The organism is Arthrobacter sp. 05N429 (assembly GCF_056397045.1).
Genome location: NZ_JBFTMQ010000002.1, coordinates 534476 through 557679 on the forward strand (window position 1 = coordinate 534476; position 23204 = coordinate 557679).

Below are 23204 nucleotides of genomic sequence, written 5' to 3' on the forward strand. Positions count from 1 at the left end.
CCGTCAATATTGAGGCATAATGGCTGTATGACAGCACTCCAGATTGTTGAGTCGGCGGCGGCGGATGCTTGCTGCACCCCATCCGGCCTGCCCGTGCTGGGCGCGGAAGAGGCCCAGGACAAAGCCCAGCTGTTCAAGGCCCTCGCCGACCCGAACCGGCTGCGGCTGTTGTCCATCGTCAAGTCGTCCGACGGAGGCGAGGCCTGCGTCTGCGACCTCACCGAGCCGCTGGACCTCGGGCAGCCCACAGTTTCCCATCACCTCAAGATCCTCGTCGAGGCCGGCCTGCTGCACCGCGAAAAGCGCGGCACCTGGGCCTACTACTCGCTCGTGCCCGGCGCACTCGAGCGGACCGCGGGCCTGCTCGCGGACCTGTAGCGCCAGAGCCGGGCGGCTCTTGAACACCTCCAGTGCGGGGCCTAACGTTGAAGAACCGACGAAAGGGTGACCGCCGTGGAAATCTTCATGTGGTGGCTGGATCTGGATCTGGCGAGCAAGGAGTGGTTACGGGAAAACCTGCGCGCCGCCGAGTTGCCGCTGCCAGTGCTGCAGGGCATCGCCGGAGCCGGTGGCCCCCACCCGGATGACGTTGCCGGTGTGCTGACCGGTGCCGACTGGGACTTCATCGAGACGCAGTCCGAATTCGTGGACTGACACTCTTTCAGGCACCAAATCAGCGGAAGGAACCATTGCGGCGATCTCCCCGGGGTGGTTGCATGGGGGGCATGGCTACCGCAGAGAGTTATGTCCTGGCGATCGGCACCAAGAAAGGTCTCTGGCTGGCGACGAGCCCGGACCGCAAAGACTGGTCCCTTTCCGGCCCGCATTTCCTGATGAGCGAAGTCCCCAGCATCGGCATCGACACGCGGGACGGCCGGACCCGGATCCTGGTCGGCGTCCGTTCCGAGCACTGGGGCCCCACCGTCTTCCACTCCGATGATTTGGGCGAAACGTGGAGCGAGCCCGAAGAAGGCGCCATCCGTTTTCCGGAGGGCACCGACGCCGCCCTGGAGCGCGTCTGGCAGATCCACCCCGACGCCGAGTCCCGCCCGGGCGTCGTCTGGGCCGGCTGCGAGCCGATCTCGGTCTGGAAATCCACCGACGGCGGCGAACACTTCGAGCTCAACCGCGGCCTCTGGGACCATCCCCACCGCGGTGAATGGGGGGCCGGCTACGGCGGCGCCGCGGCGCACTCGATCGTTCTCGACCACACCGGGGAGAAAGTCCACGTTGCCATGAGCACCGGCGGCGTCTACCGCTCGCGCGACGGCGGCAGCTCCTGGGAGCCGCGGAACAAGGGAATCTCGGCCTACTTCATGCCCGACCCCAACCCGGAATTCGGCCAGTGCGTGCACAAGATCGCGGCCGATGCCGCCGTCGACGGCCGCCTGTACGCGCAGAACCACCACGGCGTCTACCGCAGTGACGACGACGCCGAGAACTGGGAATCGATCGCGGAAGGCCTGCCGGCGGACTTCGGCTTCGTTATGCTCACGCATCCCCGCCGGGCCGGCACCGCCTGGGTGATCCCGCTCAAGGCCGACGGCGAGAGGATCCCGCCGGAGGGTAAGTTGGCCGTCCACCGGACCGACGACGCCGGCGCGAGCTGGAAGCGCCTGGACGACGGACTGCCCGAGTCCGAATTCAACTCCGTGCTCCGGGACGCCGCCTGCGTCGACGCGGCAGAGCCGGCCGGCGTGTACTTCGGCACCCGCGGCGGCAGCGTCTACGCCAGCGCCGACGAGGGCGAACACTTCACCGAGGTGGCCTCGCACCTGCCGGACGTCTTGTGTGTGCGGGCCTCGGCCGTGTCCGCGGCCCTTGTGCCCGCTTCGACGGCGCCCGGCGTCACCGTGAATGTCTGAGGCCCCGTGGCCGGGGTCAGTGTGGTGTTGCCCAGCGTGCTCCAGCCGCTCGCCGGCGGGCAGTCCTTCCTGACTGCGCCCGCAGAAACGGCGGTGACGGTGGAGGGGGTGCTGGACTCGGTGGCCGGGGAGTACCCGGCGTTGTCGAGGCGGTTGCGGGATGAAACCGGGGCGGTCCGCCGCTACGTGAATATATACGTCAACGGGAATGAGATCCGCCGGCTGCAGGGTCTGGCCACCGAGGTTCTACCCGGCGGGGAGGTCCTGATCATCCAGTCCGTCGCGGGAGGCTAGCAGCCTCAGGCGACCCGCCAGAGGCTGCATTCGTCCGTGTTGATGGCTTTCCGGGTGCCGGACTGCCGGTCCATGATCCATACGACGCCGATCCCGGGCGCGGTTTCCTGGACGCTGCCGCGGCGGATCACGACGTCGTCGTAGTTCGGGCCGACCTTCAGCCGCGCCTCGATCTCGTCGCCGCGGTGCAGCTGATCCAGGGCGCGGATACGGATTACATGGGCTTTGGCTTCCTTCAACATGGCGGGGCCTCCTGGACGGGAGAGTGGTGCCTGCTCTTGCCGGCACTTCCAGTGTCCTGCGCCAATGTTGCCGCCGCGTTTCGGCCCGGTAAGGGCTGGGTAAGCGTTCGGCGCCGCGGCCGTTACCGGCGTCGGCCCCTGGCAAGGCCGCCCCGGTATTCGCCACTCTTACGTCCCGGCTGGGGGACTCAGGGAATGTGGCGTTCCCCCGGGCGCTGGACGCGGAACCAGCGGTAGCCGTAGCGGCCCAGCTCCAGCTCGAAACCGCCGTCGTCCGCCAGTTCAACATCACCGCCGTCCAGCAGGTCCCGCAGGTAAGCGCCCTCGAACCCGGCCTTCGGATCCCCGGCCGCGGCCAGGCTCGCGGCCACCGAGGCTGGTTCCGCCCCGAAATTGTGGGCCAGGACCACCGTGGAGCCGGCCCAGGTACAGCTGTGCAGGAGCACTTTAGCGGCGGAGTGCTTGATGAGTTCGAAGTCGCCCCATCCCAGTTCAGGGCTCTCCCGGTAGCGCTGGATCAGGGTGGCCATGAAGTTCCACAGCGACTCCGGATCCCTCTTCGCCGCCGCCGCGTTGACGTTCTTCGGCCCGAAGTAGCCGTCCACGACCTGTGCCACCAGGTCCTTCGCCGGGGCCGTGGAAAAGCCGCCGTTTTCGCTGTCATTCCACTGCATGGGGGACCGCACCGCCGAGCGCCCCTTCGCCGAAAGGTCCTCGCCCATGCCGATCTCCTCGCCATAGAACAGCACCGGGGTGCCGGGCAGCGCGAACATCAGCGAGTAAACCATCCGGATCCGGGCGGGATCGCCGTTGAGCATGGTGGGCAGCCGGCGGCGCAGGCCGCGGCCGTACATTTGCATGTCCTCGTCCGATCCGAACGCGGCAAAAACTTCCTCGCGTTCGGTGTCGCTGAGTTTGTCCAGGGTCAGCTCGTCGTGGTTGCGGACAAACATGGCCCACTGGTTGTCCGGGTGGATCTTGGGGCGGGAGGAGAGCGACTTGGCCAGCGGCCGGGCGTCTTCGCGGGCGAGGGATAAATACAGGTTCTGCATGGACAGGAAGTCGAACTGCATGTTCAGCTCGTTCCCCTCCGCCCCGCCGAAGTACTTCAGCTGGTCCTTGTACGGGACGTTGACCTCGCCCAGCAGCAGGCCGCTGCCGTTGCGCCGGTTTAGGAAGCTGCGGAGTGCGCTGAGGTAGTCGTGCGGATCGACCTTTGCCGCGTCTTCCTTGGACGTGCCCTGCAGCTCCAGGAAGAACGGGACGGCGTCGAGCCGGAAGCCGTCCAGTCCCAGCTGCAGCCAGAAGCCCATGGACTTCGCGATCTCGTCCCGCACCAACGGGTTCGCGACGTTCAGGTCCGGCTGGTGCTTCGCGAACATGTGCAGGTACCACTCGCCGGTTGCCTTGTCCTGGGTCCAGATGGACGTCTCCTCACCGGGGAACACCACCTGCTCTGAGGTGTCCGGGGGTGTGTCCTTGCGCCAGACGTAGTAGTCGCGAAAAGGGTTGTCCACCGACTTGCGGGACTCCACGAACCAGGGGTGCTTGTCCGAGGTGTGGTTGAGGACGAAGTCCGCGATCACGCGCATCCCCCGGTCCTTGGCGGTCCGGATGAACTCCACGACGTCGCCCAGGTTCCCCAGCCGCCGGTCCACGCCGTACAGGTCCGTGACGTCGTAGCCGTCGTCCCGGTCCGGGGTGGGGTAGAACGGCATCAGCCAGATGCAGGTCACGCCCAGGGCGGCCAGGTAGTCCACACGCTGGATCAGGCCGCCGAAGTCCCCGGTGCCGTCGCCGTCGTCGTCGAAGAATGTCTCCGGGTCAAGGCAGTAGATGACGGCATTCTTCCACCAGAGGTCCGAGGTCTCGGCGATTCTCACGGCAGCACCTCCCGGTCCTGCCGCGGGTGCCCTGACCCGCGGAGCTGCGGCAGGACGCGGTCGGCGAAGGCCTGGATGAACGGCGCCTGCTCCTGCCCGACATAGTGCAGGTACAGCTCGTCGAAGCCGAGGTCGATGTATTCGGCCAGCCACTGCGCGTGCTGTCCGGTGTCCGCAGAGATGTTCACGACGTTCCGGACCTGTTCCTCGCCGACGTCGGCGCTGACGCCGTCGAAGTGTGCCGCCGTCGGGAGGTCCCAGGGGATGGGCGGGGCAAAGACGTTGCCGCGCCACTGGTCCATGGCAACCGCGACGGCTTCCTGCTCCGTCGGCGCCCAGGACACGTGGACCTGCAGCACGGCCTGGCCCCTGCCGCCGGCATCGCGGTAGGCGGCGAGCATGTCCCTCAGTTTGGCATGGGGCTGGTTCACCGTGACCAGCCCGTCCGCCCATACAGCCCCGCGGCGCGCTGTTTCCACGCTGACTGCCGGTGCGATCAGTGGCGGCTTGATCTCCGGCACATCCCAGATCCTTGCCTGCTGGACGGTGACCAGGCCGTCCCGGGTCACCTCCTTGCCGTCGTGGAGTTCGCGGATGATCTGCACGGATTCCTCGAGGCGCTGCTGCCGGGTCGCTTTGTCCGGCCAGGCGTCCCCGGTGACGTGTTCGTTCATGTACTCGCCGCTGCCCGGCGCCAGCCAGAACCGGCCGGGAAACATGTCCGCCAGCGTGGCCGAAGCGTGCGCGATGATGGCCGGGTGGTAGCGCTGGCCAGGCGCCGTCACGACGCCGAAGCGTAGCCTGGTGGTGGCAAGCGCGGCCCCCAGCCAGGACCAGGCGAAGCCGGAATGACCCTGCCGGGCGGACCATGGCTCGATGTGGTCCGAGCACATCGCGGCGTCGAAGCCCGCCTGCTCCGCCAGCTGGACGTCCTTCAGCAGCCGGCCGGGACTGATCTGTTCGTGCGACGCGTGGAAACCGAGGGTAGCCATCGTCCATGTCTACCGTCGGGTCAGCCGGTTGTCGAGGAAAGCCCTGCGCGCCATCCGCTGCCCGCCCTCTGGCGGGCGGCGCGACGGGGGACCAGAATGGGGCCTATGCGACTGCCGCTGATGCCCCCGATCGCGCCCATGCTGGCGAAGCCCGTCAAAGGCCTGCCCGAGGGCGAGGTGATGTTCGAGCCGAAGTGGGACGGGTTCCGGTCCATCATCTTCCGCGACGGCGGGGACGTGGAGATCGGCAGCCGCAACGGCAAACCCCTGACCCGCTACTTCCCTGAACTCGTCGAGGCGATGAAGGCCAACCTCCCGCCGCGGTGCGTGCTCGACGGCGAGATCATCCTGGTCGGCGCCTCGGGCGACCGTCTCGACTTTGATGCGCTGCAGCAGCGGATCCATCCCGCGGCGAGCAGGGTCCGGCTCTTGGCCGAACAGACCCCGGCCAGGTTTGTCGCATTCGATCTGCTGGCCCTCGACGACGAGGACCTCACCGGGCGGCCCTTCGCCGAGCGGCGCGGGGAGTTGGAACGCGTGCTCGCCGGGAGTGCTGCGCCGATCCACCTCACCGCCGCGACCCGGGACAGGGGAACGGCCGAGAAATGGTTCCACCAGTTCGAGGGGGCCGGCCTCGACGGGATCGTGGCCAAGCCGCTGGACGGGCCGTACCTGCCCGACAAGCGCTCCATGTTCAAGGTTAAGCACGAACGCACCGCCGACTGCGTCCTCGCGGGGTACCGCGTGCACACTTCCGGTCCGGACCGGATCGGTTCACTGCTGCTGGGCCTCTATGACGACGGCGGCGAACTCGCCAACGTGGGTGTGGTGGGGGCCTTCCCGCTGCAGCGCCGCAAGGAACTCTTCGAGGAACTCCAGCCGCTCGTGACCAGTTTCGAGGACCACCCCTGGGACTGGGCCCGGCAGGAGGAAGGGACCCGGACGCCGCGCAATGCCCAAGGCAGCCGGTGGAGCGGGGGCAAGGACCTCTCCTTCACCCCGCTCCGGCCGGAGCGTGTGGTGGAAGTGAAATACGACCACATGGAAGGCGAACGGTTCCGCCACACGACGCAGTTTGTCCGCTGGCGCCCGGACCGGGACCCGCGTTCGTGCACCTACGGGCAGCTCGAGGAACCGGTCAAGTACGATCTGGGCGCGGTGCTGGGCGCCGGCAAGGCCTGACTCCGGCGCTCCTGCCCGGTTGCTTTTCCGGGAGGCGCGGGACACGCAAAAAGACGGGACACGCCAAAAGCCCGGCGTGTCGCGTGAACACGCCGGGCTTTTCGGTGATGCGGCCCGCGGCAACCGGGCAGGAGCGCTGCGGCCGGGTTACTTCAGCCCGAGCTGCTTGGTGGGAATCTTGAAGGATTCCTTGGCGGTCATGGCCGAGACGGCCGAGATCAGGCAGATGACGGCGGTGAAGATGCTGATCTGGACCCAGCCGCCGGGCTTGGTGCCTCCCATGGCTGCGACGATCGCCGGGGCGAAGCCTGCCATCAGGAAGCCGAGCTGGGTGCCGATGGCCAGGCCGGAGAATCGGACCTTGGTGCTGAACATTTCGGCGTAGAAGGAGGGCCAGACGGAGTTGGCGGCCGCGTAGCCGAAGGAGAAGAAACCGATGGCGGCCAGGAACATCAGCGGGACACTGCCGGACTCGAGGCTGAGCAGGAACACCGGCGTCAGGATGGCGCTGGCGACGGCGCCGTAGATAAAGACAGGCTTGCGGCCGATCCGGTCCGCGAGCATGCCGAAGAGCGGCTGGGTGCCGAGGGCCAGGAAGTTCGCGCCGACGACGAGCCAGAGGGTGGTGGTGCCGTCCACGCCGGCGACGTTCTTGGCGTAGGCGATGGCCAGCGTGCCGAACACGGTGGAGACGGCGGCGATGAAGGCGCAGGCGACGACGCGGAGCACATCGCGCCAGTGGTGCTTGAGCAGGTCCGCGACGGGGAGCTTGGAGATCTGGGCGTTCTTCTGGGCTTCCTCGAACGCCGGCGGTTCGTGCAGGGTGCGGCGGATGAAGAACGCAACGATCACCACAACGGCGCTGAGCCAGAACGGGATGCGCCAGCCGATGCCGTACTTGATCTCGTCCGGCAGGGCCAGGACGGGGATGAAGACGAGGGCCGCGAGGATCTGGCCGCCCTGGGTGCCGGTGAGCGTCCAGGAGGTGAAGAACGCGCGGCGGTTGTCCGGGGCGTGTTCCAGTGTCATGGACGAGGCGCCGGCCTGCTCGCCGGCGGCGGAGAGGCCCTGGCAGAGCCGTGCCAGCACCAGCAGGGCCGGGGCCCACCAGCCGATGGTGTTGAAGTCCGGCAGGCAGCCGATCGCGAACGTCGAGGCGCCCATGAGCAGGAGGGTGAACATCAGGACCTTGCGGCGGCCCACCCGGTCACCGAAGTGGCCCAGGATGACCGCGCCGACCGGCCGGGCGACGTAGGCGAAGCCGAAGGTCGCGAAGGACATGATCGCCGCATTGGCGCCGGCGTCGGGGAAGAAGACCGTGGGGAAGATCAGCGCGGCGGCGGATCCGAAAATAAAGAAGTCGTAGTACTCGACGGCGCTGCCCAGGAAACTGGCGAGGGCTGCCTTCTTCGGCGTCCCGGCCGGTGCGTCAGTGCCCGGAGTCGTAGACGGGAGTGTCTGGCTCATGGTGTTCCTTTGTGTGACGACATTGTCGCGGATGGATCAGGAAGGTCTCGGCCGCCGCTGGCTTTAAGTGTGCGGCAGCAGAAGGTTCGTGGAAAGACCCGGACGAGTAGCCACATGGTGGGAGCTACTTGTGCGATGTAGCAATCATGACTGTGAGGGCGGTCACTTGTCAACAAAAATAATCACCATCTAGAAATAGCTCTCACCATGTGAGAGCATGGAGTCATGAGTGTGAATCAAGACACAGACGTGGTCGCCGTCGCCGCCACCCCTCCAGTCCCTGCCGCCAAGGGCGCAAAAGCCCCCTCCAAGGGGGAATCCAAGGAGGATTCCCGGACGGACATGGTCGGCAAGGCCCTGGGCCTGCTGGTCCTGCTCGGCGACGAGCCGCGGGGCGCGAGTGCCGCCGAGCTGTCCCGCCGGGCCGAGCTGCCGTTCAGCACAACCTACCGCCTGCTGGGATCCCTGACCCGGGACGGCTTCGTGGACTACGAGCCGGACGGGCGCCGCTACCACCTTGGCCTGCGCATCTTCCAGCTCGGGCAGCGCGTATCCAACCATCACGGATTCGCTGCCACCGCGCTGCCGATCCTGCGGCGGGTCACGGACGAGACGGGGGAGGCCACCATCCTGTCCGTGCGCGACGGAAACCACCACCTCACCGTCAACAAAGTGGACGGACCCCAGACATTCCGCGTAACGAGCGACCCGGGACATCTGGGCGCCCTGCACACCACCTCCGTCGGCAAGGCGCTCGTCGCCTTCGCCGACGAGGACACCCGCGCCCAGCTTGTGGATGGTCTGGAGCTGGAGCCGCTGACCGAATTTTCCATCACGGACCGGGAAGCCTTCCGGGCCGAGATCGAACTGGTCCGCAAGCGCGGCTTCGCCGTTATGGACCAGGAGAACGAGCTGGGCATGCGGGCCGTCGCCGTCCCGGTGTTCAACTCCCAGGGCCACGCCTTCGCCTCGCTGGCCACCGCGGTCCCGGTCTTCAGGATGAGCGTCGAGGCCCTCGTGGCCCTGGTTCCGCTGCTCCAGTCGGCGGCAGCCGAGCTTTCCGCCCGGCTGCCCCAGCAGTGAACCAGCCGATAAGGCATTCATTGTTCGCTAGTAGAACAATGGTGCAACATATGAACAATTGCGGTAATGTAATTCCCAACACCCGGCCCGCGGCCGGCGCCCAGCGCCTCTCCGCCCGCCCAGTGCCGTTGTCAAAGGAGCTATACGGATGAGCAATCGAGCAGAGTCCTTCCTCGTGGGCCTGATAGGCGATGGCGTTATGCCGTCCCTCACGCCCCCCATGCACGAACGCGAAGGCGACGTGCAGGGCCTCCGGTACCTCTACCGCCCCATCGACCTCACGGAACTGGGGCTTCCCGGCCAGAGCGTCGGCGAACTCCTGACCGGCGCGTACCGCCTCGGCTTCAACGGGCTGAACATCACCCACCCGTGCAAGCAGCTGGTCCTGGATTACCTGGACGAGGTCACCCCCGACGCCCGGCGGCTCGGCGCGGTCAATACGGTGACCATCCGGGATGGCCGCTTCATCGGCCACAACACCGACTTCTCCGGCTTCGCCGCCGCCCTCGCCTCCGGCCTGCCGGGAGCCAAGCTGAACCGCGTGGTGCAGCTGGGGGCCGGCGGTGCCGGCTCCGCAGTCGCCTACGCCCTGCTGACCGCCGGTCTCCGCGAACTGGACCTGGTGGACACCGATCCCGCCCGCTGCGCCGCACGCGCCGCTGAACTTGCCGGCTTCTTCCCGGACCAGCTGGTCACCGCGCGGACGACGGCGGAGCTCCCGCACCTGATGCCGCTGGCCGACGGCCTGGTGCACTGCACCCCGGTAGGCATGGCCGCCCACCCCGGCGTCCCGCTGGACATGTCCCTCGTGACCCCCCGGCACTGGGTCGCGGACATTGTGTACCGGCCGATCGAGACCGAACTTGTCCGTGAAGCCCGCGCCAAGGGCTGCGACGTGCTCGACGGCGGCCGGATGGCCGTGGGGCAGGCCGCCGACGCCTTCCGGATCTTCACCGGCCGTGAGGCCGACGCGGACCGGATGCGGGCCCACTTCCTGGAACTCGTTGCCGCCGAAGAGGTGGCCGCCTGATGCGCACCGGAATCGCCACCGTCTGCCTCTCCGGCACCCTGCGGGAAAAGATGCAGGCCTGTGCCGCCGCGGGCTTCGACGGAATCGAAATCTTCGAACAGGACCTCGTCACCTCACCGCTGAGCCCGGAGGACGTCCGGAAGATGGCAGCGGACCTGGGCCTGAGCCTCGATCTGTACCAGCCGTTCCGGGATTTCGACAGCGTGTCCGCGGACCTGCTCGCCGCCAACCTCCGCCGCGCGGACGCCAAGTTCCGGCTGATGTCCCGCCTCGGCATGGACACCATCCTGGTCTGCTCCAACGTGGCCACCGCCAGCATCGACGACGACGGTCTCCGGTCCGAACAGCTCGCCGCCCTCGCCGCCCTCGCCCAGGACCATGGCGTCAAAGTGGCCTATGAGGCGCTGGCGTGGGGGAAGTACGTCAACGACTACGAGCACGCCCACCGGCTGGTCGCAGCGGTGGACCACCCCAACCTGGGCACCTGCCTGGACTCGTTCCACATCCTCTCCCGCGACTGGGACACTGCCCCGATCGAGACCTTTGCCCCGGAGAAGATCTTCTTCGTCCAGGTGGCCGATGCTCCCAAGCTCTCCATGGACGTGCTGTCCTGGAGCCGGCACTACCGGGTGTTCCCGGGCGAAGGCCAGTTTGAACTCGCCAAGTTCCTCGGCCACGTGGTCCGGGCCGGCTACACCGGACCGGTATCGCTGGAGGTTTTCAACGACGTCTTCCGCCAATCCGACGTCGAACGCACCGCCGTGGACGCCATGCGGTCGCTGATCTGGCTCGAGGAACAGGGCGCCAAGTGGCTGGACGCGAATCCGGCCGCGGAAACCGGCACCGCAGGTGCCGGCACTGCCGCGACAGGCCGCCGCCGGTACCCGATGGAGCTGGCCACGCTTCCGCAGGTGGCCGAGCCCGCCGGCTTCAACTTCGCCGAGGTCGGGGCCGCGGACACCGCGGGCCTGGAAACCCTTCTCGGCCAGCTGGGTTTCGCGTTCAACGGGCGCCACCGGACCAAGAACGTGCAGTTGTGGACCATGGGCCACGCCCGGGTGATCATCAACGAGGAATCCCCCCAGGAATCCCGCACCTCCGGTGCCGCCACCGCCCCCGCAATTTCCGCCCTCGGCTTTGACGTCGATTCCCCCGTGATTGCCGCGGCCCGGGCCCAGCAGCTCAAGGCCCCGGCCGTGCCGCGCAAGAGCCAGGCCAACGAGGAAATCTTCCAGGGCTTCGCCGCCCCGGACTCCACCGAGATCTTCCTGTGCCAGGGCAGCCCCGACGGCACTGCCGTGTGGACCCGGGAATTCGGCGAAGGACCCGACGCCCCGCCCGCTGGCCGGGCACGGGTGCCGGGTGCCGTGATCGACCACGTCAACCTCGCGCAGCCCTGGCAGCACTTCGACGAAGCCGTGCTTTTTTACACCAGCGCCCTGGCCCTGGAACCCCAGCCGTACGCGGAAGTCGCCAGCCCCACCGGCCTGGTCCGGTCCCAGGTGATGGCCACCCGCGACCGCTGCGTCCGCCTCGTGCTGAACCTGGCCCCGCTGATCCAGCGCGACGGTGCGGAACACATCGCCTTTGCGGTGGATGACCTCGTCGCGACTGCCCGGGCGGCCAAGGCGCGTGGCCTTGATTTCCTCCGGATCCCGGAAAACTACTACGAGGACCTCGACGCCCGGTTCGGCCTGGAACCGGCCTTCCTGGCGACCCTCCGGGAGCTCAACCTCCTCTATGACCGCGACGCCGACGGCGAGTTCCTGCACTTCTATACCGCCACCGTGGGCAGCGTGTTCTTTGAAATGGTCGAGCGCCGCGGTGCATACGACGGCTACGGGGCGCCCAACGCCCCGGTGCGGCACGCCGTCCAGTACGACCACCTGCACCAGCTGACTGCCACCCCCTGACTCGCTGACCGACCCGGCAACACCAACACCCCAACGAAAGGAGGCTGCTGTGCCTGAAGAAGTGAACCTTGAGACCTACAACGCGGATCCGCTCACCGAGGACGTGTCCGACGAATCCACGGAGGCCGCACCGAAGACGTACGCGCCCCTCGATGCAGCCGCAGAGTCCCAGGCGGACCTCAGCGCCGAGATGAAGGCCCTTGGCGATGCCTACGCCCAGGCCCTCAGGAACGGCGCCCCGGCCGAGATCCAGCCACGGCTGGACTACGCCCCATACCGCAGCAGCGTCCTGCGGCACCCCACCAAGGACCTGCACCACGCGGATCCGGAAACCATCGAGCTGCACTCTCCCGCATTCGGGCACATGGACGTGCACGCGCTGGAAGCGGACCTCACCATCGCCCACAACGGGGAACCGCTGGGCGAACGCATCGTCGTCTCCGGCCGGGTCCTCGACGGCGACGGCCGCCCCGTCGCCGGCCAGCTCGTCGAAATCTGGCAGGCGAACTCCGCCGGCCGCTACATCCACAAACGGGACCAGCACCCCGCCCCTTTGGATCCCAATTTCACCGGCGTCGGCCGCTGCATCACGGGCGCCGACGGTTCCTACAGCTTCACCACCGTCAAGCCCGGCGCCTACCCGTGGAAGAACCACCTCAACGCCTGGCGCCCGGCCCACATCCACTTCTCCCTGTTCGGCCAGGAGTTCACCCAGCGGATCGTCACCCAGATGTACTTCCCCGGCGACCAGCTCTTCCCGCTGGACCCGATCTACCAGTCGATCGTGGACCAGGACGCCCGCGACCGGCTCGTCGCCACCTACGACCACGAGCAGACCAGGCCCGAGTGGGCCCTGGCCTACACCTGGGACATCATCCTGACCGGGTCCAAGCGGACCTGGACCGAGAACGAGGCATTGGGCGCAGCAGGAGACGACAATGAATAAGACCAGCTTGAGTAAACTCACCCCGACCCCCGGCCAGACCGTGGGCCCCTTCTACGGCTACGCGCTTCCCTACACCAAGGACCGCGAACTGCTGGCCCCCGGCTCCCCGGGCTCCATCCGGCTGCAGGGCACCGTGTACGACGGCGCGGGGCACCCCATCCCGGACGCGATCCTGGAGATCTGGCAGGCCGACGCCGCGGGCCAGGTCCCGCAGCGCACCGGTTCCCTGGTCCGCGACGGCTACACCTTTACCGGTTTCGGCCGCAGTGCTGTCGGCAACACCGGCGTGTTCACCTTCACCACGGTGAACCCGGGCCCCACCGAGGACGGCGCGGCGCCGTTCATCGCCGTGGCGGTCTTCGCCCGCGGCCTGATGAACCGGCTCTTCACCCGGATCTACCTGCCGGAGGACGAGGCCGCGCTGGCCGCCGATCCGCTGCTGTCCTCGCTGGATCCGGAACGCCGCAAGACCCTGATCGCACGCCGCGGTCCCGACGGCGGCCTGACCTGGGACCTCCGGCTCCAGGGCGAGGGCGAAACCGTGTTCCTTGACTTCGAGGGCGCCCCGAAGTGACCTCTTATGAAACCAGCGGAGCCAATGATGGCGACGCCGGCAGCCAGGGTGAGGTTGGTCTGCAGGGTGACGTGGGCCTGCTCAGTCCCGTGTCGGCGTCGCCCCTCGTGGCGTCGCTGACCGGGGACCGGGCCGTGCTGGCCGCCATTCTCCGGGTGGAGGCCGCCTGGGCCGCAGTCCTGGAAGGTGCCTCCCTGGCTCCCGCCGGGTCCGCGGCGGTGGTCTCCGCGGCCGCCGAGGTGGGCCGCTACGACCTCGCCGGCATTGCCGTGCGCGCCCAGGGCGGCGCCAATCCGGTGATCCCGCTGCTGGCGGACCTCCGCCGGCAGGTCATGGCCCTCGATTCGGCGGGGATCGGTGCGTCGAAGGCCGTGCACACCTCGCTGACCAGCCAGGACGTGCTCGATTCCGCCCTGATCCTGCTGGCCAGGGACGCTGTCCGCGGACTGCTTACCGAGCTGAAGGCCACGATGGCGGCGCTGGCCGCCCTCGCGGAACAGCACGCGGACACGCTCTGCGTGGGACGCAGCCTCACCCAGCACTCCCTGCCGTTCAGCTTCGGGCTCAAGGCGGCCCAGTGGTTCCACGGACTCGCCGCGTCCGCGCGCCGCCTCGAGGCCCTCGAGTTCCCGGTGCAGACCGGGGGAGCGGCGGGAACCCTCGCGGCCGCCACGGTGCTGACGGCGGACTCGGGTGTCAGCCCGTTTGAGCTCTCCGACCGGCTCGCCGCACAACTCGGCCTCGCCGCCGTCCCGGCGCCCTGGCACACGAACCGGCTGGCAGTGACCTCCCTCGGCGACGCACTGGCAGCCGTGACCGACGCGGCAGGCAAGGTCGCGTCCGACGTGCTCTTCCTGAGCCGCCCGGAGGTCGCCGAGCTCGCCGAACCCCGGGCCGCGGGACGCGGAGGGTCCTCGGCCATGCCGCAGAAGCAGAACCCAGTGCTGTCCGTGCTGGTCCGCAGCGCAGCCCTGCAGGCACCCGGCCAGGCCGCCCAGCTGCACCTGGCCGCCGCCAACTTCAACGATGAACGCCCCGACGGCGCCTGGCACAGCGAATGGCCGGCGCTCCGCCAGCTTCTCCGGCTCGGCCTCGGCGCCGCCGTGCAGCTCCGGGAACTTGCCGAAGGCCTGCAGGTCTTTCCCGACGCCATGCGGCGCAACCTGGAACTCTCCGGACCGCTGCTGCTCAGCGAAGCCGTCACGGCCGCCGTCGCACCGCTCCTTGCTGGACCGTCCGCCGGACAAGCCGCCGCCGGCGCCTCGGCTGCGGACGGCAAGCAGCGGCTGCAGTCCGTCGTGGACCAGACTCTCCGGGTCCCGGTCCAAGACCAGGCCGCCACCTACCGGCGGCTGCTCCGCGCCGCCGTCCCGACGGAGATGCTTTCCGATGCCCGGCTTGAGGGGCTTCTGGATCCGTCCAGCTACCTCGGGCAGGCCGCCGAAATTTCCCGCCGCATCCTCGCGGCCTACCCGGAATACAGCGTCTCCGAGCCATCAATTTCCGCGCCATCACCGACCCCCGAGCTGAACGGAGCCTCCCGTGGCTAGACCAACAGTCAAGGCAGTACTGCTGTCGCCCCAGCGTCCGCTGGGGGACAAACCCCTCCTCGTGGCGGGCCCGTCCCTGGGGACGTCCACGCTGCTGTGGAGCCAGGCGGGCGCCCTGCTGGGGGACGACGTCGACGTCGTCGCCTGGGACCTGCCGGGCCACGGCATCTCACCGGCCGCCACGGAGGCCTTCACCGTCGCCGAACTCGCCGACGCCGTTGTCGAACTGGTCGATTCGATCGCCCCCGGCGCGCGGTTCCATTACGCGGGTGTCTCCCTCGGCGGCGCCACCGGGCTGCAGCTGGGCATCAAGCACGGCGAACGCCTCAAGAGCCTGTCCGTGCAGTGCACCGGCGCCAAGCTGGGCACACCGGAGGGCTGGCTGGAACGCGCCGAGACCGTGCGCACCCAGGGAACCCCGGTGATGATCCAGGGTTCGGCGCAGCGCTGGTTTGCGCCCGGCTTCATGGAGCACCAGCCGGAGCTCAGCGGCAGGCTGCTGCACAGCCTGCGCGACGCCGACCGCTTCAGCTACGCGTTCTGCTGCGAAGCCCTTGCCGCCTACGACGTCCGGGACGAACTCGGCAGCATCGGCGTCCCCACGCAGGCCATCGCCGGCGCCCAGGACGGCGTGGCCCCGCCGGCGTTGGCCGCGGAGATCGTCGAAGGAATCACCGCCGGTGGCGGCACTGCCAGTGCCGCCACCCTCGAAGGCGTGGCACATCTGGCACCGTTCGAGGCGCCCGGCCACGTCGCCGGGCTGATGCGGAGCCTCATCAACTGGACCGAATCCACCGGAGCAGCAAAGTGACGGGGGCAGAGCTCAGCGGCGCAGCGCGGCACGGTGTAGTCCAGCCGGACGCCACCAGCCAGGAAATCTACGACGGCGGCATGGTGGTCCGCCGCGAGGTGCTCGGCGCCGCGCACGTGGACCGCGCCAACGCCAACAAGGATTCCTTCACCGAGGACTTCCAGGACATGATCACCCGGATTGCCTGGGGCGGCATCTGGACCCGGCCGGGCCTGAGCCGGCAGATGCGCTCAGCCGTCACCATCACCGCGATGGTGGCCCACGGGCACTGGGAAGAGCTTGCCATGCATCTCCGTGCCGCCCTCACCAACGGCCTGAGCCGGGACGACATCAAGGAAATCCTGCTGCAGACCGCCATCTACTGCGGGGTCCCCTCCGCCAACACAGCGTTCAAGACCGCGCAGCAGGTCTTTGCAGAAATGGACACGACAGCATGAACCAGGCTTATCTTTACGATGCGGTGCGCACCCCCTTCGGGAAGTTCGGCGGCGGTCTTGCCGGGGTCCGCCCGGATGATCTCGCCGCGCACGTGATCGGTGAGATGGTCCGGCGTGCCCCGAAGCTCGACGCCGAGCGGATCGATGAGGTGGTGTTCGGCAACGCGAACGGCGCGGGCGAGGAGAACCGCAACATCGCCCGGATGGGCACCCTCCTGGCCGGGCTGCCGGTCTCGGTTCCCGGCACCACGGTCAACCGGCTTTGCGGCTCGTCCCTGGATGCCGCGATCATCGCCTCCCGCCAGGTCAACACCGGCGATGCGGAGCTGATGCTGGTCGGCGGCGCCGAATCGATGTCCCGCGCCCCGTGGGTGCTGCCCAAGACCGAGAAGCCCTACCCGGCCGGGGACATGGCCCTGGTCTCCACCACGCTGGGCTGGCGGCTGGTCAACAAGGCGATGCGCCCGGACTGGACCGTGTCGCTGGGCGAAGCCACCGAACGGCTGGCGGAGAAGTACGGGATCACCCGTCAGGCGCAGGACGAGTTCGCCGCCAACTCCCACAACCTGGCCGCCGCGGCCTGGGACGAGGGCTTCTACGACCGGCTCGTCACCCCGGTCCCGGGCACGGACCTGGTCCGCGACGAGGGCATCCGGCCCGGGTCCTCCGCGGAGAAGCTCGCCGGGCTCCAGACCGTGTTCCGGACCGGGGACGGCACCGTCACCGCCGGGAACGCCTCCCCGCTCTCCGACGGCGCCTCCGCGGCCTGGCTCGGCTCCGAGAACGCCGCCGGCATCCTCGGGCTGGACCCGCTGGCCCGCATCGCCGGGCGCGGCGCGCACGCCAACGACCCGCAGTACTTCGGCTACGCCCCGGTCGAGGCCGCGAACAAGGCCCTCGCGAAGGCCGGCATCGGCTGGGACCAGGTCGGCGCCGTCGAACTCAACGAGGCCTTCGCCGCGCAGTCCCTGGCCTGCATCAACGCCTGGGGCATCGACCCGGCCATCGTGAACCGGCACGGCGGCGCGATCGCCATGGGCCACCCCCTCGGCGCCTCCGGGGCCCGGATCCTCGGCACCCTCGCCCGGTCCCTGCAGGCCTCCGGGCAGCGCTGGGGCGTCGCCGCGATCTGCATCGGCGTCGGCCAGGGCCTCGCCGTCGTCCTCGAAAACGTCACCGCATCCGCCGCCCCGGCAAAAACACCGTCGGCAAACCAGTAAAGGGCCAGGACATGCTGAACTTCGTAGACAACGTCAACGAGGCCGTCGCCGGCATCAAGGACGGCTCCACCGTGATGATCGGCGGTTTCGGCAACGCCGGGCAGCCGTTCGAACTGATCGACGCCCTGATGGACTGCGGCGCCAGGGACCTCACCGTGGTCAACAACAACGCCGGCCAGGGCGACCAGGGCCTGGCCCTGCTGATCAAGGAAGGCCGCGTGAAGAAGATGATCTGCTCCTTCCCGCGGCAGTCCGACTCCTGGCACTTCGACACCAAGTTCCGCGCCGGCGAGATCGAACTCGAACTCGTCCCGCAGGGCAACCTGGCCGAGCGGATCCGCGCCGCCGGCGCCGGGATCGGCGGCTTCTTCACCCCCACCGGCTACGGCACCATGCTGGCCGAAGGCAAGGAGACCCGCATCCTCGACGGACGCGGCCAGGTCTTCGAGACCCCCATCCACGCCGACGTCGCGCTCATCAAGGCGCTCACGGCCGACGCCAAGGGCAACCTCGTCTACCGCAAGACGGCCCGGAACTTCGGCCCCATCATGGCTGCCGCGGCCAGGCACACCGTGGTCCAGGTCGCCGAAATCGTCCCCGCCGGAGGGCTCGACCCGGAGAACATCGTGACCCCCGGAATCTACGTCAACAGCATTGTGAAGGTGGCCTGAGATGAGTATCCAGACCGGTATCCAGACCTCGGAAAAGCCGCTGGGCCGCGACGACCTGGCCAGCCTGGTGGCCCGTGACATCCAGCCCGGCTCCTTCGTGAACCTCGGCATCGGCCAGCCCACGCTGGTCTCCAACTACCTCGAGCCGGAGCAGAACATCACGCTCCACACCGAAAACGGCATGCTCGGCATGGGCCCGGAGGCCACCGGAGACCAGATCGACGGCGACCTCATCAACGCCGGCAAGATCCCGGTGACCGAGCTGCCCGGGGCCTCCTACTTCCACCATGCCGATTCCTTCGCGATCATGCGCGGCGGGCATCTGGACATCTGCGTGTTGGGGGCCTTCCAGGTCTCCGCTACCGGTGACCTCGCCAACTGGCACACCGGCGCGCCGGACGCGATCCCGGCCGTCGGCGGCGCCATGGACCTTGCCACCGGGGCCAAGGACGTCTTCGTCATGATGACCCTCCTGACCCGTGAGGGAGTCTCCAAACTCGTCGATTCGTGCACCTACCCGCTGACCGGCATCGGCTGCGTGACGCGGATCTACACGGACAAGGCCGTCTTCCTGACCGGCCCGGGCGGCGTGCAGGTGCGGGAAACCTTCGGCTGCACGCTCGAGGAACTCCAGGAAATGGTCCCGGTGCCGCTCAAGGCCGCGCCCGCCGCCGGAAGCTGACTGGCCGCTCGCCCGGATAAAGTGATGCGGGACCGGAAGGCATGGAAATGATTGACGCAGCAAAGGGCGCCCGGGCCGATGGCGCGCCCGCGGCCAGTGACCAATACGTACAGTCGCTGGCGCGCGGGCTGGCGGTGATCCGCGCCTTCGACACGGACCATCCGAAGATGACGCTGACCGAGGTGGCGGCCCGGACGGACCTCACCCGCGCCACCGCCCGGCGGTTCCTGTACACGCTCGTGGAGTTGGGCTACGTCCGCACCGACGGCAAGATCTTCGCCCTGACCGCCAAGGTGCTGCAGCTGGGCTTCGCCTACCTGTCGGGGCTGTCGCTGCCGCAGCTCGCCCAGCCCCACCTCGAGGAGCTGTCCCTGCAGTTGGGGGAGTCGACGTCGGCCGCGGTTTTGGAAGGCACGGACATCGCCTACATCGCCCGGGTGGCGACGCGCCGCATCATGACCGTCGGCATCACCGTCGGCACCCGCTTCCCGGCTTACGCCACGTCGATGGGCAGGGTACTGCTGGCGGCCCTGCCGCCCGCCCAGCTGGAGGAATACCTCGCCCGCGCTGACATCCGGCCCCTGACCCCGCACGCCATCGGAACGCGGGAGGGCCTGCTCGCGGAACTGGCCACCGTCAGGACCCAGGGCTGGTGCCTGCTCAACCAGGAACTCGAGCTCGGCCTGATGTCTGTCGCCGCGCCGGTCCATGACGGGCCCAAGACCGTCGCAGCCATCAACGTGTCACTGCAGGCCCAGTCGGTTGCGGCCCGGCCGGACCCGGAGGCCTACCTGGACGTCGTGCGGGCGGCAACCGTGGCCGCCGCCGGACTCATTTCAGCCGACCTGTCCTCCGGACACTGACGCCGGCTAGCTGGAAGGCCCCGAAACCGGTGCCGTGGAGACCGTGATGGTGACGCCCGCGGCGTCGTCACGGATCTTGAGGTGCAGGTCCTTGCCCACCAGCGAGGCATGGATGTCGTCGCTGTCCGCCGGGGCGAGCTGCTCTGCCAGCCGTGTGACCGCCAGCGCCATGGCCCGGCCCCAGTCGTGGGGATCCATGCTGGACGCCTCGGCCTCGGCCGAGTAGTTCTCCTGTGGTTCGGACATGAGCTCCTGCTTCCCGCCCCTGGAGTGCTGCCCGTCAGGCTGATCCGGACAGGCCCCGGCAGATGGCTTGGGCCGGCAGGCTCCAGTACTTGAGCATCCCCAGTCTAGTGACCCGGCGCACGAGCGTCCACGGATCGCGCCCGGCTGCCGGTGCAAAGCGCGGAACCCCGCTAGGATTTCAAACCGGGACACACCACGCCCCCTTGCCTTCGAAGGACGCCATGCCAGAGAACACCAACGCGCTTGACAGCAACACCGTATCTGAGAGCAAAACCGCGCCCGACAGCACAACACAGCCCAGGCGCGCCGCCGTCGTCATCAACCCCGCCAAGTCAGTTGGTTCCGCGCTCAAGGGCGCGATCTACCGCCTGTGCGAAACGCAAGGCTGGGCCGAGCCGCTCTGGCTCGAAACCACCGTTGAAGATCCTGGAACCGGGCAGGCACGCGAGGCGCTGGAAGCAGGGGTCGACGTCGTGATTGCCGCCGGCGGCGACGGCACCGTGCGCTGCGTCGCGGAAGTGCTCGCCGGCACCGGAACGCCCATGGGCCTGGTGCCGCTGGGAACCGGAAACCTTCTGGCCCGCAATCTCGGCGTGGACATCACCGATCCGGTGTCAGCCTGCTACGACGTGCTCAACGGCAGCGAAAAGGCCATCGATGTCGTCAAGGCCCGGCTGGACCACTCGGACGACGAACAGGTGTTCCTGGTCATGGCCGGACTCGGGTACGACGCCGCCATTATGGCCGACACGGTGGATGTGCTGAAGGACCGGATGGGGTGGCTCGCGTACGTTGAGGCGGGCATCCGCAAGCTCCCCGGCAAGCCGGTCAAAGCCAAGATCAGCGTCGACGGCGGGGAGCCCGTCCGCCGCAAGATCCGCAGCGTCATGATCGGCAACTGCGGCCGGATCATGGGCGGCGTCGAGATCTTCCCGGACGCCAAGATCGACGACGGCGTGCTGGACCTGCTGGTCCTGGCCCCGCGCGGCCGGCTGGGCTGGCTGGGAGTCGTTGCCGGGATCTTCGGCCGGAACAAGAACGAGACCGAATCCGTGGAGTACTTCCAGGGAAAATCGGCCGAGATCACCCTGGAGCACAAGCAGGAATTCCAGCTGGACGGTGACCACCTCGGCACCGGAACGCACCTCGCCGTCGCCGTCGAGCGCGACGCCCTGAAAATCCGGATGGCCGCCTAGGAAGACCCGCCGCCGGCGCCGGGCGATACTTGTCTGCCGATATCCGGCGCCAGCGCACGGGGGCGTGTCCGGGTAGTGAGTACTACCCGGACACCGACGCCGAAGGCTAGTTCGCAAAGGCAAGTATCAACCCGGGTATCCACCACTCGTGACCGGGGCGCTCCCACCAACTTGGATTGGCTCAGGCATCAAATGATGCAGCCAATTGCCTTTTGGAGGGAGTCGCAATGGCACGCATGTTCCCTGTCGTCATGGAGGTTCGGTCAATTGACCGAACAGCCTTTTTTTGTGCGGTCGAAACGTCGGCCGGACCGCGGCTCACGGACTTTTGCGGGCGGCCCCAGTGACACCGCGGGCCGGGGGCACACCGCTTAAGCTCGCCCTCCATGGTGCCGGCCTCAGTGCCGTCCCTCGTGCCGTCCCTAGTGTCGTCCCTCGTGCCGTCCCTCCGGGGGGCACGGTGGCCGACCTCGCTTACGCGTCGCACACCCTTCGCACGCCCCTTGCCGCCCACAGCGCCACCGCAACGCTGGCGCCCCAGCGGTGGCCCTCCGCCGCGCGACCCCCTGCGGCCGCCTCCGGCACGCCGGCCGGCGTACCAGCCGCTGCGCAGTCCACTCGGGCGAGGCTCTCCGGACGGGAATGGGCGCAGTTCCTGCGCCGCCTCCTGCGCGGCACGGATTCCCTGCTGGTCATCGTCTCGGTCATGGCTGGGTTCCTCATCCACGTCGAGGGCGGCCAGCCCTTCGCCGGAACGTCCGCAGACGTTACCGGGTCCTTCATCGCGGCCGTCCTTGGCGTGATGTGGGTTGCAGCCCTGGACCTCTACCGTACGAGGGACGCGAAGATCCTGGGCGCCGGGAGCAGCGAATACAAGCGGGTGGCAGCCGCCAGCGGTGCGGTCTTCGGGCTGCTTGCCGTCCTGATCGTGGCGTTCCGCATCCAGCCGGCGTCGGCGTTTTACCTCGTGTCCCTCCCGCTGGGTCTCATCCTCCTGCCGGGCAGCCGTTGGATTGCCCGCCGCTGGTACAACGCACGGCAGGCCCAGGGGCAGTTCCTCGTCAAGGCGATTGTGATTGGCCAGGCCGAGGATGTGCGGTACGTGCTCAAGCGAATCGCCCGCAAGTCCGGCGCCTTCTACGAAATCCTCGGCGTGTCGATGCCCGGCGGGCGGAGGGGGACGACGCTGGACGTCGAGGGCCGCCGCGTCCCGGTGCTCTCCTCCACGGATGACGTCGTACGGACGGTTGGCCGCTGCGGGGCGGAGGCGGTCATCGTGGCCGGCCCGGTGCCCGGCGGCAACCAATACATCCGCGAACTGGGCTGGGGGCTGGAAGAGCACCAAGCGGAGCTTGTGCTGGCCTCGTCCCTGACCAATGTTGCCGGTCCCCGGATCCACTGGCGTCCGGTGGAAGGACTGCCGTTGATGCACGTGGATGTGCCCCGCTACGAGGGCGCCAAGCATGCCTGCAAGCGGCTGCTGGACATCGCGGTGGCCGGGACAGCGCTGGTCCTGCTTTCGCCAGTGCTCCTCACCCTCGCGATCATCGTCAAACGCGACAGCCCGGGGCCGGTCCTGTTCCGGCAGGAGCGCGTCGGCAAAGCCGGGAGTCCTTTCCGGATGCTCAAATTCCGGTCCATGGTGGTCAACGCCGAAGCTGCGCTGGCCGGGCTGGGAGCACAGAACGAGGGCGCTGGTGTGCTGTTCAAAATGCACAACGATCCCCGGGTCACCGGCTGCGGACGCTGGATGCGCCGCTACTCGCTGGACGAACTGCCGCAGTTCTGGAACGTCTTGACCGGCGAGATGAGCCTGGTCGGGCCCCGCCCGCCGCTGCAGCGCGAGGTGGGCGGCTATGAACGGCACACGCACCGCCGGCTGCTGATCAAACCGGGAATCACCGGGCTGTGGCAGGTCAATGGCCGCTCGGACCTGCCGTGGGATGAGGCCGTGCGGCTGGATCTCTATTACGTCGAAAACTGGTCGATCATGGGCGACGTCATCATCATGTGGCGCACCTTCAGGGCTATGTGCGCGCCCGCGGGCGCGTACTGAC

The 23204-nt window shown here is 68.3% G+C and carries 24 protein-coding genes; 19 read left to right on the forward strand and 5 right to left on the reverse strand.

Annotated features, from left to right (window positions below):
- Positions 1 to 27: 27 nt before the first annotated feature.
- The 4 genes from AC1DF4_RS06410 to AC1DF4_RS06425 all read left to right on the forward strand — a co-directional run bounded on the left by AC1DF4_RS06410 (position 28) and on the right by AC1DF4_RS06425 (position 2159).
- The gene (locus AC1DF4_RS06410) at positions 28 to 378 is read left to right on the forward strand and encodes an ArsR/SmtB family transcription factor (protein ID WP_476912084.1); all 351 of its coding nucleotides are present in this window, start codon (positions 28 to 30) and stop codon (positions 376 to 378) included.
- 75 nt (positions 379 to 453) lie between these two features.
- Positions 454 to 654 carry a hypothetical protein gene (locus AC1DF4_RS06415; protein WP_476912085.1) on the forward strand — a complete coding sequence of 67 codons (201 nt, stop codon included), beginning with the start codon at positions 454 to 456 and terminating at the stop codon, positions 652 to 654.
- A 62-nt stretch (positions 655 to 716) separates the two neighbouring features.
- On the forward strand, positions 717 to 1865 hold the full coding sequence (locus AC1DF4_RS06420) for a WD40/YVTN/BNR-like repeat-containing protein (RefSeq protein ID WP_476912086.1): 1149 nt from the start codon (positions 717 to 719) through the stop codon (positions 1863 to 1865).
- A 6-nt stretch (positions 1866 to 1871) separates the two neighbouring features.
- Positions 1872 to 2159 carry a MoaD/ThiS family protein gene (locus AC1DF4_RS06425; protein ID WP_476912087.1) on the forward strand — a complete coding sequence of 96 codons (288 nt, stop codon included), beginning with the start codon at positions 1872 to 1874 and terminating at the stop codon, positions 2157 to 2159.
- A 5-nt stretch (positions 2160 to 2164) separates the two neighbouring features.
- On the opposite strand, the gene AC1DF4_RS06430 is transcribed toward AC1DF4_RS06425, so the two are convergent.
- From AC1DF4_RS06430 to AC1DF4_RS06440, 3 genes are all read right to left on the reverse strand, one after another.
- Positions 2165 to 2401 (reverse strand): hypothetical protein, encoded by a 237-nt coding sequence (locus AC1DF4_RS06430; RefSeq protein ID WP_441405268.1) that lies wholly within the window; start codon positions 2399 to 2401, stop codon positions 2165 to 2167.
- 188 nt (positions 2402 to 2589) lie between these two features.
- Positions 2590 to 4284, reverse strand: coding sequence for an alpha-amylase family protein (locus tag AC1DF4_RS06435; protein ID WP_476912088.1), 1695 nt, complete (start codon positions 4282 to 4284; stop codon positions 2590 to 2592).
- Complete coding sequence (locus AC1DF4_RS06440; RefSeq protein WP_476912089.1) at positions 4281 to 5276, reverse strand: TIGR03885 family FMN-dependent LLM class oxidoreductase; 996 nt, start codon at positions 5274 to 5276, stop codon at positions 4281 to 4283. The genes AC1DF4_RS06435 and AC1DF4_RS06440 overlap by 4 nt, the downstream gene beginning before the upstream one ends.
- A 105-nt stretch (positions 5277 to 5381) precedes the next feature.
- Here AC1DF4_RS06440 and AC1DF4_RS06445 point away from each other — a divergent pair, with 105 nt between their 5' ends.
- The gene (locus AC1DF4_RS06445) at positions 5382 to 6458 is read left to right on the forward strand and encodes an ATP-dependent DNA ligase (RefSeq protein ID WP_476912090.1); all 1077 of its coding nucleotides are present in this window, start codon (positions 5382 to 5384) and stop codon (positions 6456 to 6458) included.
- Positions 6459 to 6605: 147 nt separating this feature from the next.
- On the opposite strand, the gene AC1DF4_RS06450 is transcribed toward AC1DF4_RS06445, so the two are convergent.
- Positions 6606 to 7925 (reverse strand): MFS transporter, encoded by a 1320-nt coding sequence (locus tag AC1DF4_RS06450; RefSeq protein ID WP_476912091.1) that lies wholly within the window; start codon positions 7923 to 7925, stop codon positions 6606 to 6608.
- A 225-nt stretch (positions 7926 to 8150) separates the two neighbouring features.
- On the opposite strand from AC1DF4_RS06450, the gene AC1DF4_RS06455 reads away from it, so the two are divergent.
- From AC1DF4_RS06455 to AC1DF4_RS06510, 12 genes are all read left to right on the forward strand, one after another.
- Positions 8151 to 9008: an IclR family transcriptional regulator gene (locus AC1DF4_RS06455; protein ID WP_476912092.1), complete on the forward strand. Its 858-nt coding sequence runs from the start codon at positions 8151 to 8153 to the stop codon at positions 9006 to 9008.
- Between the two features lie 148 nt (positions 9009 to 9156).
- Positions 9157 to 10038: a shikimate dehydrogenase gene (locus AC1DF4_RS06460; RefSeq protein ID WP_476912093.1), complete on the forward strand. Its 882-nt coding sequence runs from the start codon at positions 9157 to 9159 to the stop codon at positions 10036 to 10038.
- A complete protein-coding gene (locus AC1DF4_RS06465; protein WP_476912094.1) occupies positions 10038 to 11951 on the forward strand; it encodes a bifunctional sugar phosphate isomerase/epimerase/4-hydroxyphenylpyruvate dioxygenase family protein in 1914 nt (637 codons plus the stop codon). The genes AC1DF4_RS06460 and AC1DF4_RS06465 overlap by 1 nt, the downstream gene beginning before the upstream one ends.
- Before the next feature lie 49 nt (positions 11952 to 12000).
- A complete protein-coding gene (pcaH, locus tag AC1DF4_RS06470) occupies positions 12001 to 12897 on the forward strand; it encodes a protocatechuate 3,4-dioxygenase subunit beta (RefSeq protein WP_476912095.1) in 897 nt (298 codons plus the stop codon).
- Entirely contained in the window at positions 12890 to 13471 is a 582-nt protein-coding gene (gene pcaG, locus AC1DF4_RS06475; protein ID WP_476912096.1) for a protocatechuate 3,4-dioxygenase subunit alpha, read from the forward strand. Before pcaH ends, pcaG begins: the two co-directional genes overlap by 8 nt.
- A 59-nt stretch (positions 13472 to 13530) precedes the next feature.
- Positions 13531 to 15021: a lyase family protein gene (locus AC1DF4_RS06480; protein ID WP_476912193.1), complete on the forward strand. Its 1491-nt coding sequence runs from the start codon at positions 13531 to 13533 to the stop codon at positions 15019 to 15021.
- Positions 15014 to 15832 (forward strand): alpha/beta fold hydrolase, encoded by an 819-nt coding sequence (locus AC1DF4_RS06485; RefSeq protein WP_476912097.1) that lies wholly within the window; start codon positions 15014 to 15016, stop codon positions 15830 to 15832. The genes AC1DF4_RS06480 and AC1DF4_RS06485 overlap by 8 nt, the downstream gene beginning before the upstream one ends.
- Positions 15829 to 16269: a 4-carboxymuconolactone decarboxylase gene (gene pcaC / locus AC1DF4_RS06490; RefSeq protein ID WP_476912098.1), complete on the forward strand. Its 441-nt coding sequence runs from the start codon at positions 15829 to 15831 to the stop codon at positions 16267 to 16269. Before AC1DF4_RS06485 ends, pcaC begins: the two co-directional genes overlap by 4 nt.
- Entirely contained in the window at positions 16266 to 17489 is a 1224-nt protein-coding gene (locus AC1DF4_RS06495) for a thiolase family protein (RefSeq protein ID WP_476912099.1), read from the forward strand. Before pcaC ends, AC1DF4_RS06495 begins: the two co-directional genes overlap by 4 nt.
- An 11-nt stretch (positions 17490 to 17500) precedes the next feature.
- On the forward strand, positions 17501 to 18160 hold the full coding sequence (locus AC1DF4_RS06500) for a 3-oxoacid CoA-transferase subunit A (RefSeq protein ID WP_476912100.1): 660 nt from the start codon (positions 17501 to 17503) through the stop codon (positions 18158 to 18160).
- Between the two features lies 1 nt (position 18161).
- Positions 18162 to 18842 (forward strand): 3-oxoacid CoA-transferase subunit B, encoded by a 681-nt coding sequence (locus tag AC1DF4_RS06505; protein WP_476912101.1) that lies wholly within the window; start codon positions 18162 to 18164, stop codon positions 18840 to 18842.
- 47 nt (positions 18843 to 18889) lie between these two features.
- Complete coding sequence (locus AC1DF4_RS06510; RefSeq protein ID WP_476912102.1) at positions 18890 to 19705, forward strand: IclR family transcriptional regulator domain-containing protein; 816 nt, start codon at positions 18890 to 18892, stop codon at positions 19703 to 19705.
- Positions 19706 to 19711: 6 nt separating this feature from the next.
- Here the strand turns inward: AC1DF4_RS06510 and AC1DF4_RS06515 are convergent, their stop codons facing one another.
- Positions 19712 to 19951, reverse strand: coding sequence for a hypothetical protein (locus tag AC1DF4_RS06515; protein WP_476912103.1), 240 nt, complete (start codon positions 19949 to 19951; stop codon positions 19712 to 19714).
- Between the two features lie 221 nt (positions 19952 to 20172).
- On the opposite strand from AC1DF4_RS06515, the gene AC1DF4_RS06520 reads away from it, so the two are divergent.
- Positions 20173 to 21147 (forward strand): diacylglycerol/lipid kinase family protein, encoded by a 975-nt coding sequence (locus tag AC1DF4_RS06520; protein ID WP_476912104.1) that lies wholly within the window; start codon positions 20173 to 20175, stop codon positions 21145 to 21147.
- Positions 21148 to 21607: 460 nt separating this feature from the next.
- Positions 21608 to 23203, forward strand: a complete 1596-nt coding sequence (locus AC1DF4_RS06525) for a sugar transferase (RefSeq protein WP_476912105.1) — start codon at positions 21608 to 21610, stop codon at positions 23201 to 23203.
- Position 23204 lies beyond the last annotated feature (1 nt).

Coding starts and splice junctions, on each gene's coding strand:
- pcaG (WP_476912096.1), top strand. CDS start 12,890: ATGAATAAGACCAGCTTGAGTAAACTCACCCCGACCCCCGGCCAGACC.
- AC1DF4_RS06430 (WP_441405268.1), bottom strand. CDS start 2,401: ATGTTGAAGGAAGCCAAAGCCCATGTAATCCGTATCCGCGCCCTGGAT.
- AC1DF4_RS06445 (WP_476912090.1), top strand. CDS start 5,382: ATGCGACTGCCGCTGATGCCCCCGATCGCGCCCATGCTGGCGAAGCCC.
- AC1DF4_RS06510 (WP_476912102.1), top strand. CDS start 18,890: ATGATTGACGCAGCAAAGGGCGCCCGGGCCGATGGCGCGCCCGCGGCC.
- AC1DF4_RS06460 (WP_476912093.1), top strand. CDS start 9,157: ATGAGCAATCGAGCAGAGTCCTTCCTCGTGGGCCTGATAGGCGATGGC.
- AC1DF4_RS06520 (WP_476912104.1), top strand. CDS start 20,173: ATGCCAGAGAACACCAACGCGCTTGACAGCAACACCGTATCTGAGAGC.
- AC1DF4_RS06515 (WP_476912103.1), bottom strand. CDS start 19,951: ATGTCCGAACCACAGGAGAACTACTCGGCCGAGGCCGAGGCGTCCAGC.
- AC1DF4_RS06495 (WP_476912099.1), top strand. CDS start 16,266: ATGAACCAGGCTTATCTTTACGATGCGGTGCGCACCCCCTTCGGGAAG.
- AC1DF4_RS06500 (WP_476912100.1), top strand. CDS start 17,501: ATGCTGAACTTCGTAGACAACGTCAACGAGGCCGTCGCCGGCATCAAG.
- AC1DF4_RS06505 (WP_476912101.1), top strand. CDS start 18,162: ATGAGTATCCAGACCGGTATCCAGACCTCGGAAAAGCCGCTGGGCCGC.
- AC1DF4_RS06465 (WP_476912094.1), top strand. CDS start 10,038: ATGCGCACCGGAATCGCCACCGTCTGCCTCTCCGGCACCCTGCGGGAA.
- AC1DF4_RS06450 (WP_476912091.1), bottom strand. CDS start 7,925: ATGAGCCAGACACTCCCGTCTACGACTCCGGGCACTGACGCACCGGCC.
- AC1DF4_RS06440 (WP_476912089.1), bottom strand. CDS start 5,276: ATGGCTACCCTCGGTTTCCACGCGTCGCACGAACAGATCAGTCCCGGC.
- AC1DF4_RS06410 (WP_476912084.1), top strand. CDS start 28: ATGACAGCACTCCAGATTGTTGAGTCGGCGGCGGCGGATGCTTGCTGC.
- AC1DF4_RS06455 (WP_476912092.1), top strand. CDS start 8,151: ATGAGTGTGAATCAAGACACAGACGTGGTCGCCGTCGCCGCCACCCCT.
- AC1DF4_RS06420 (WP_476912086.1), top strand. CDS start 717: ATGGGGGGCATGGCTACCGCAGAGAGTTATGTCCTGGCGATCGGCACC.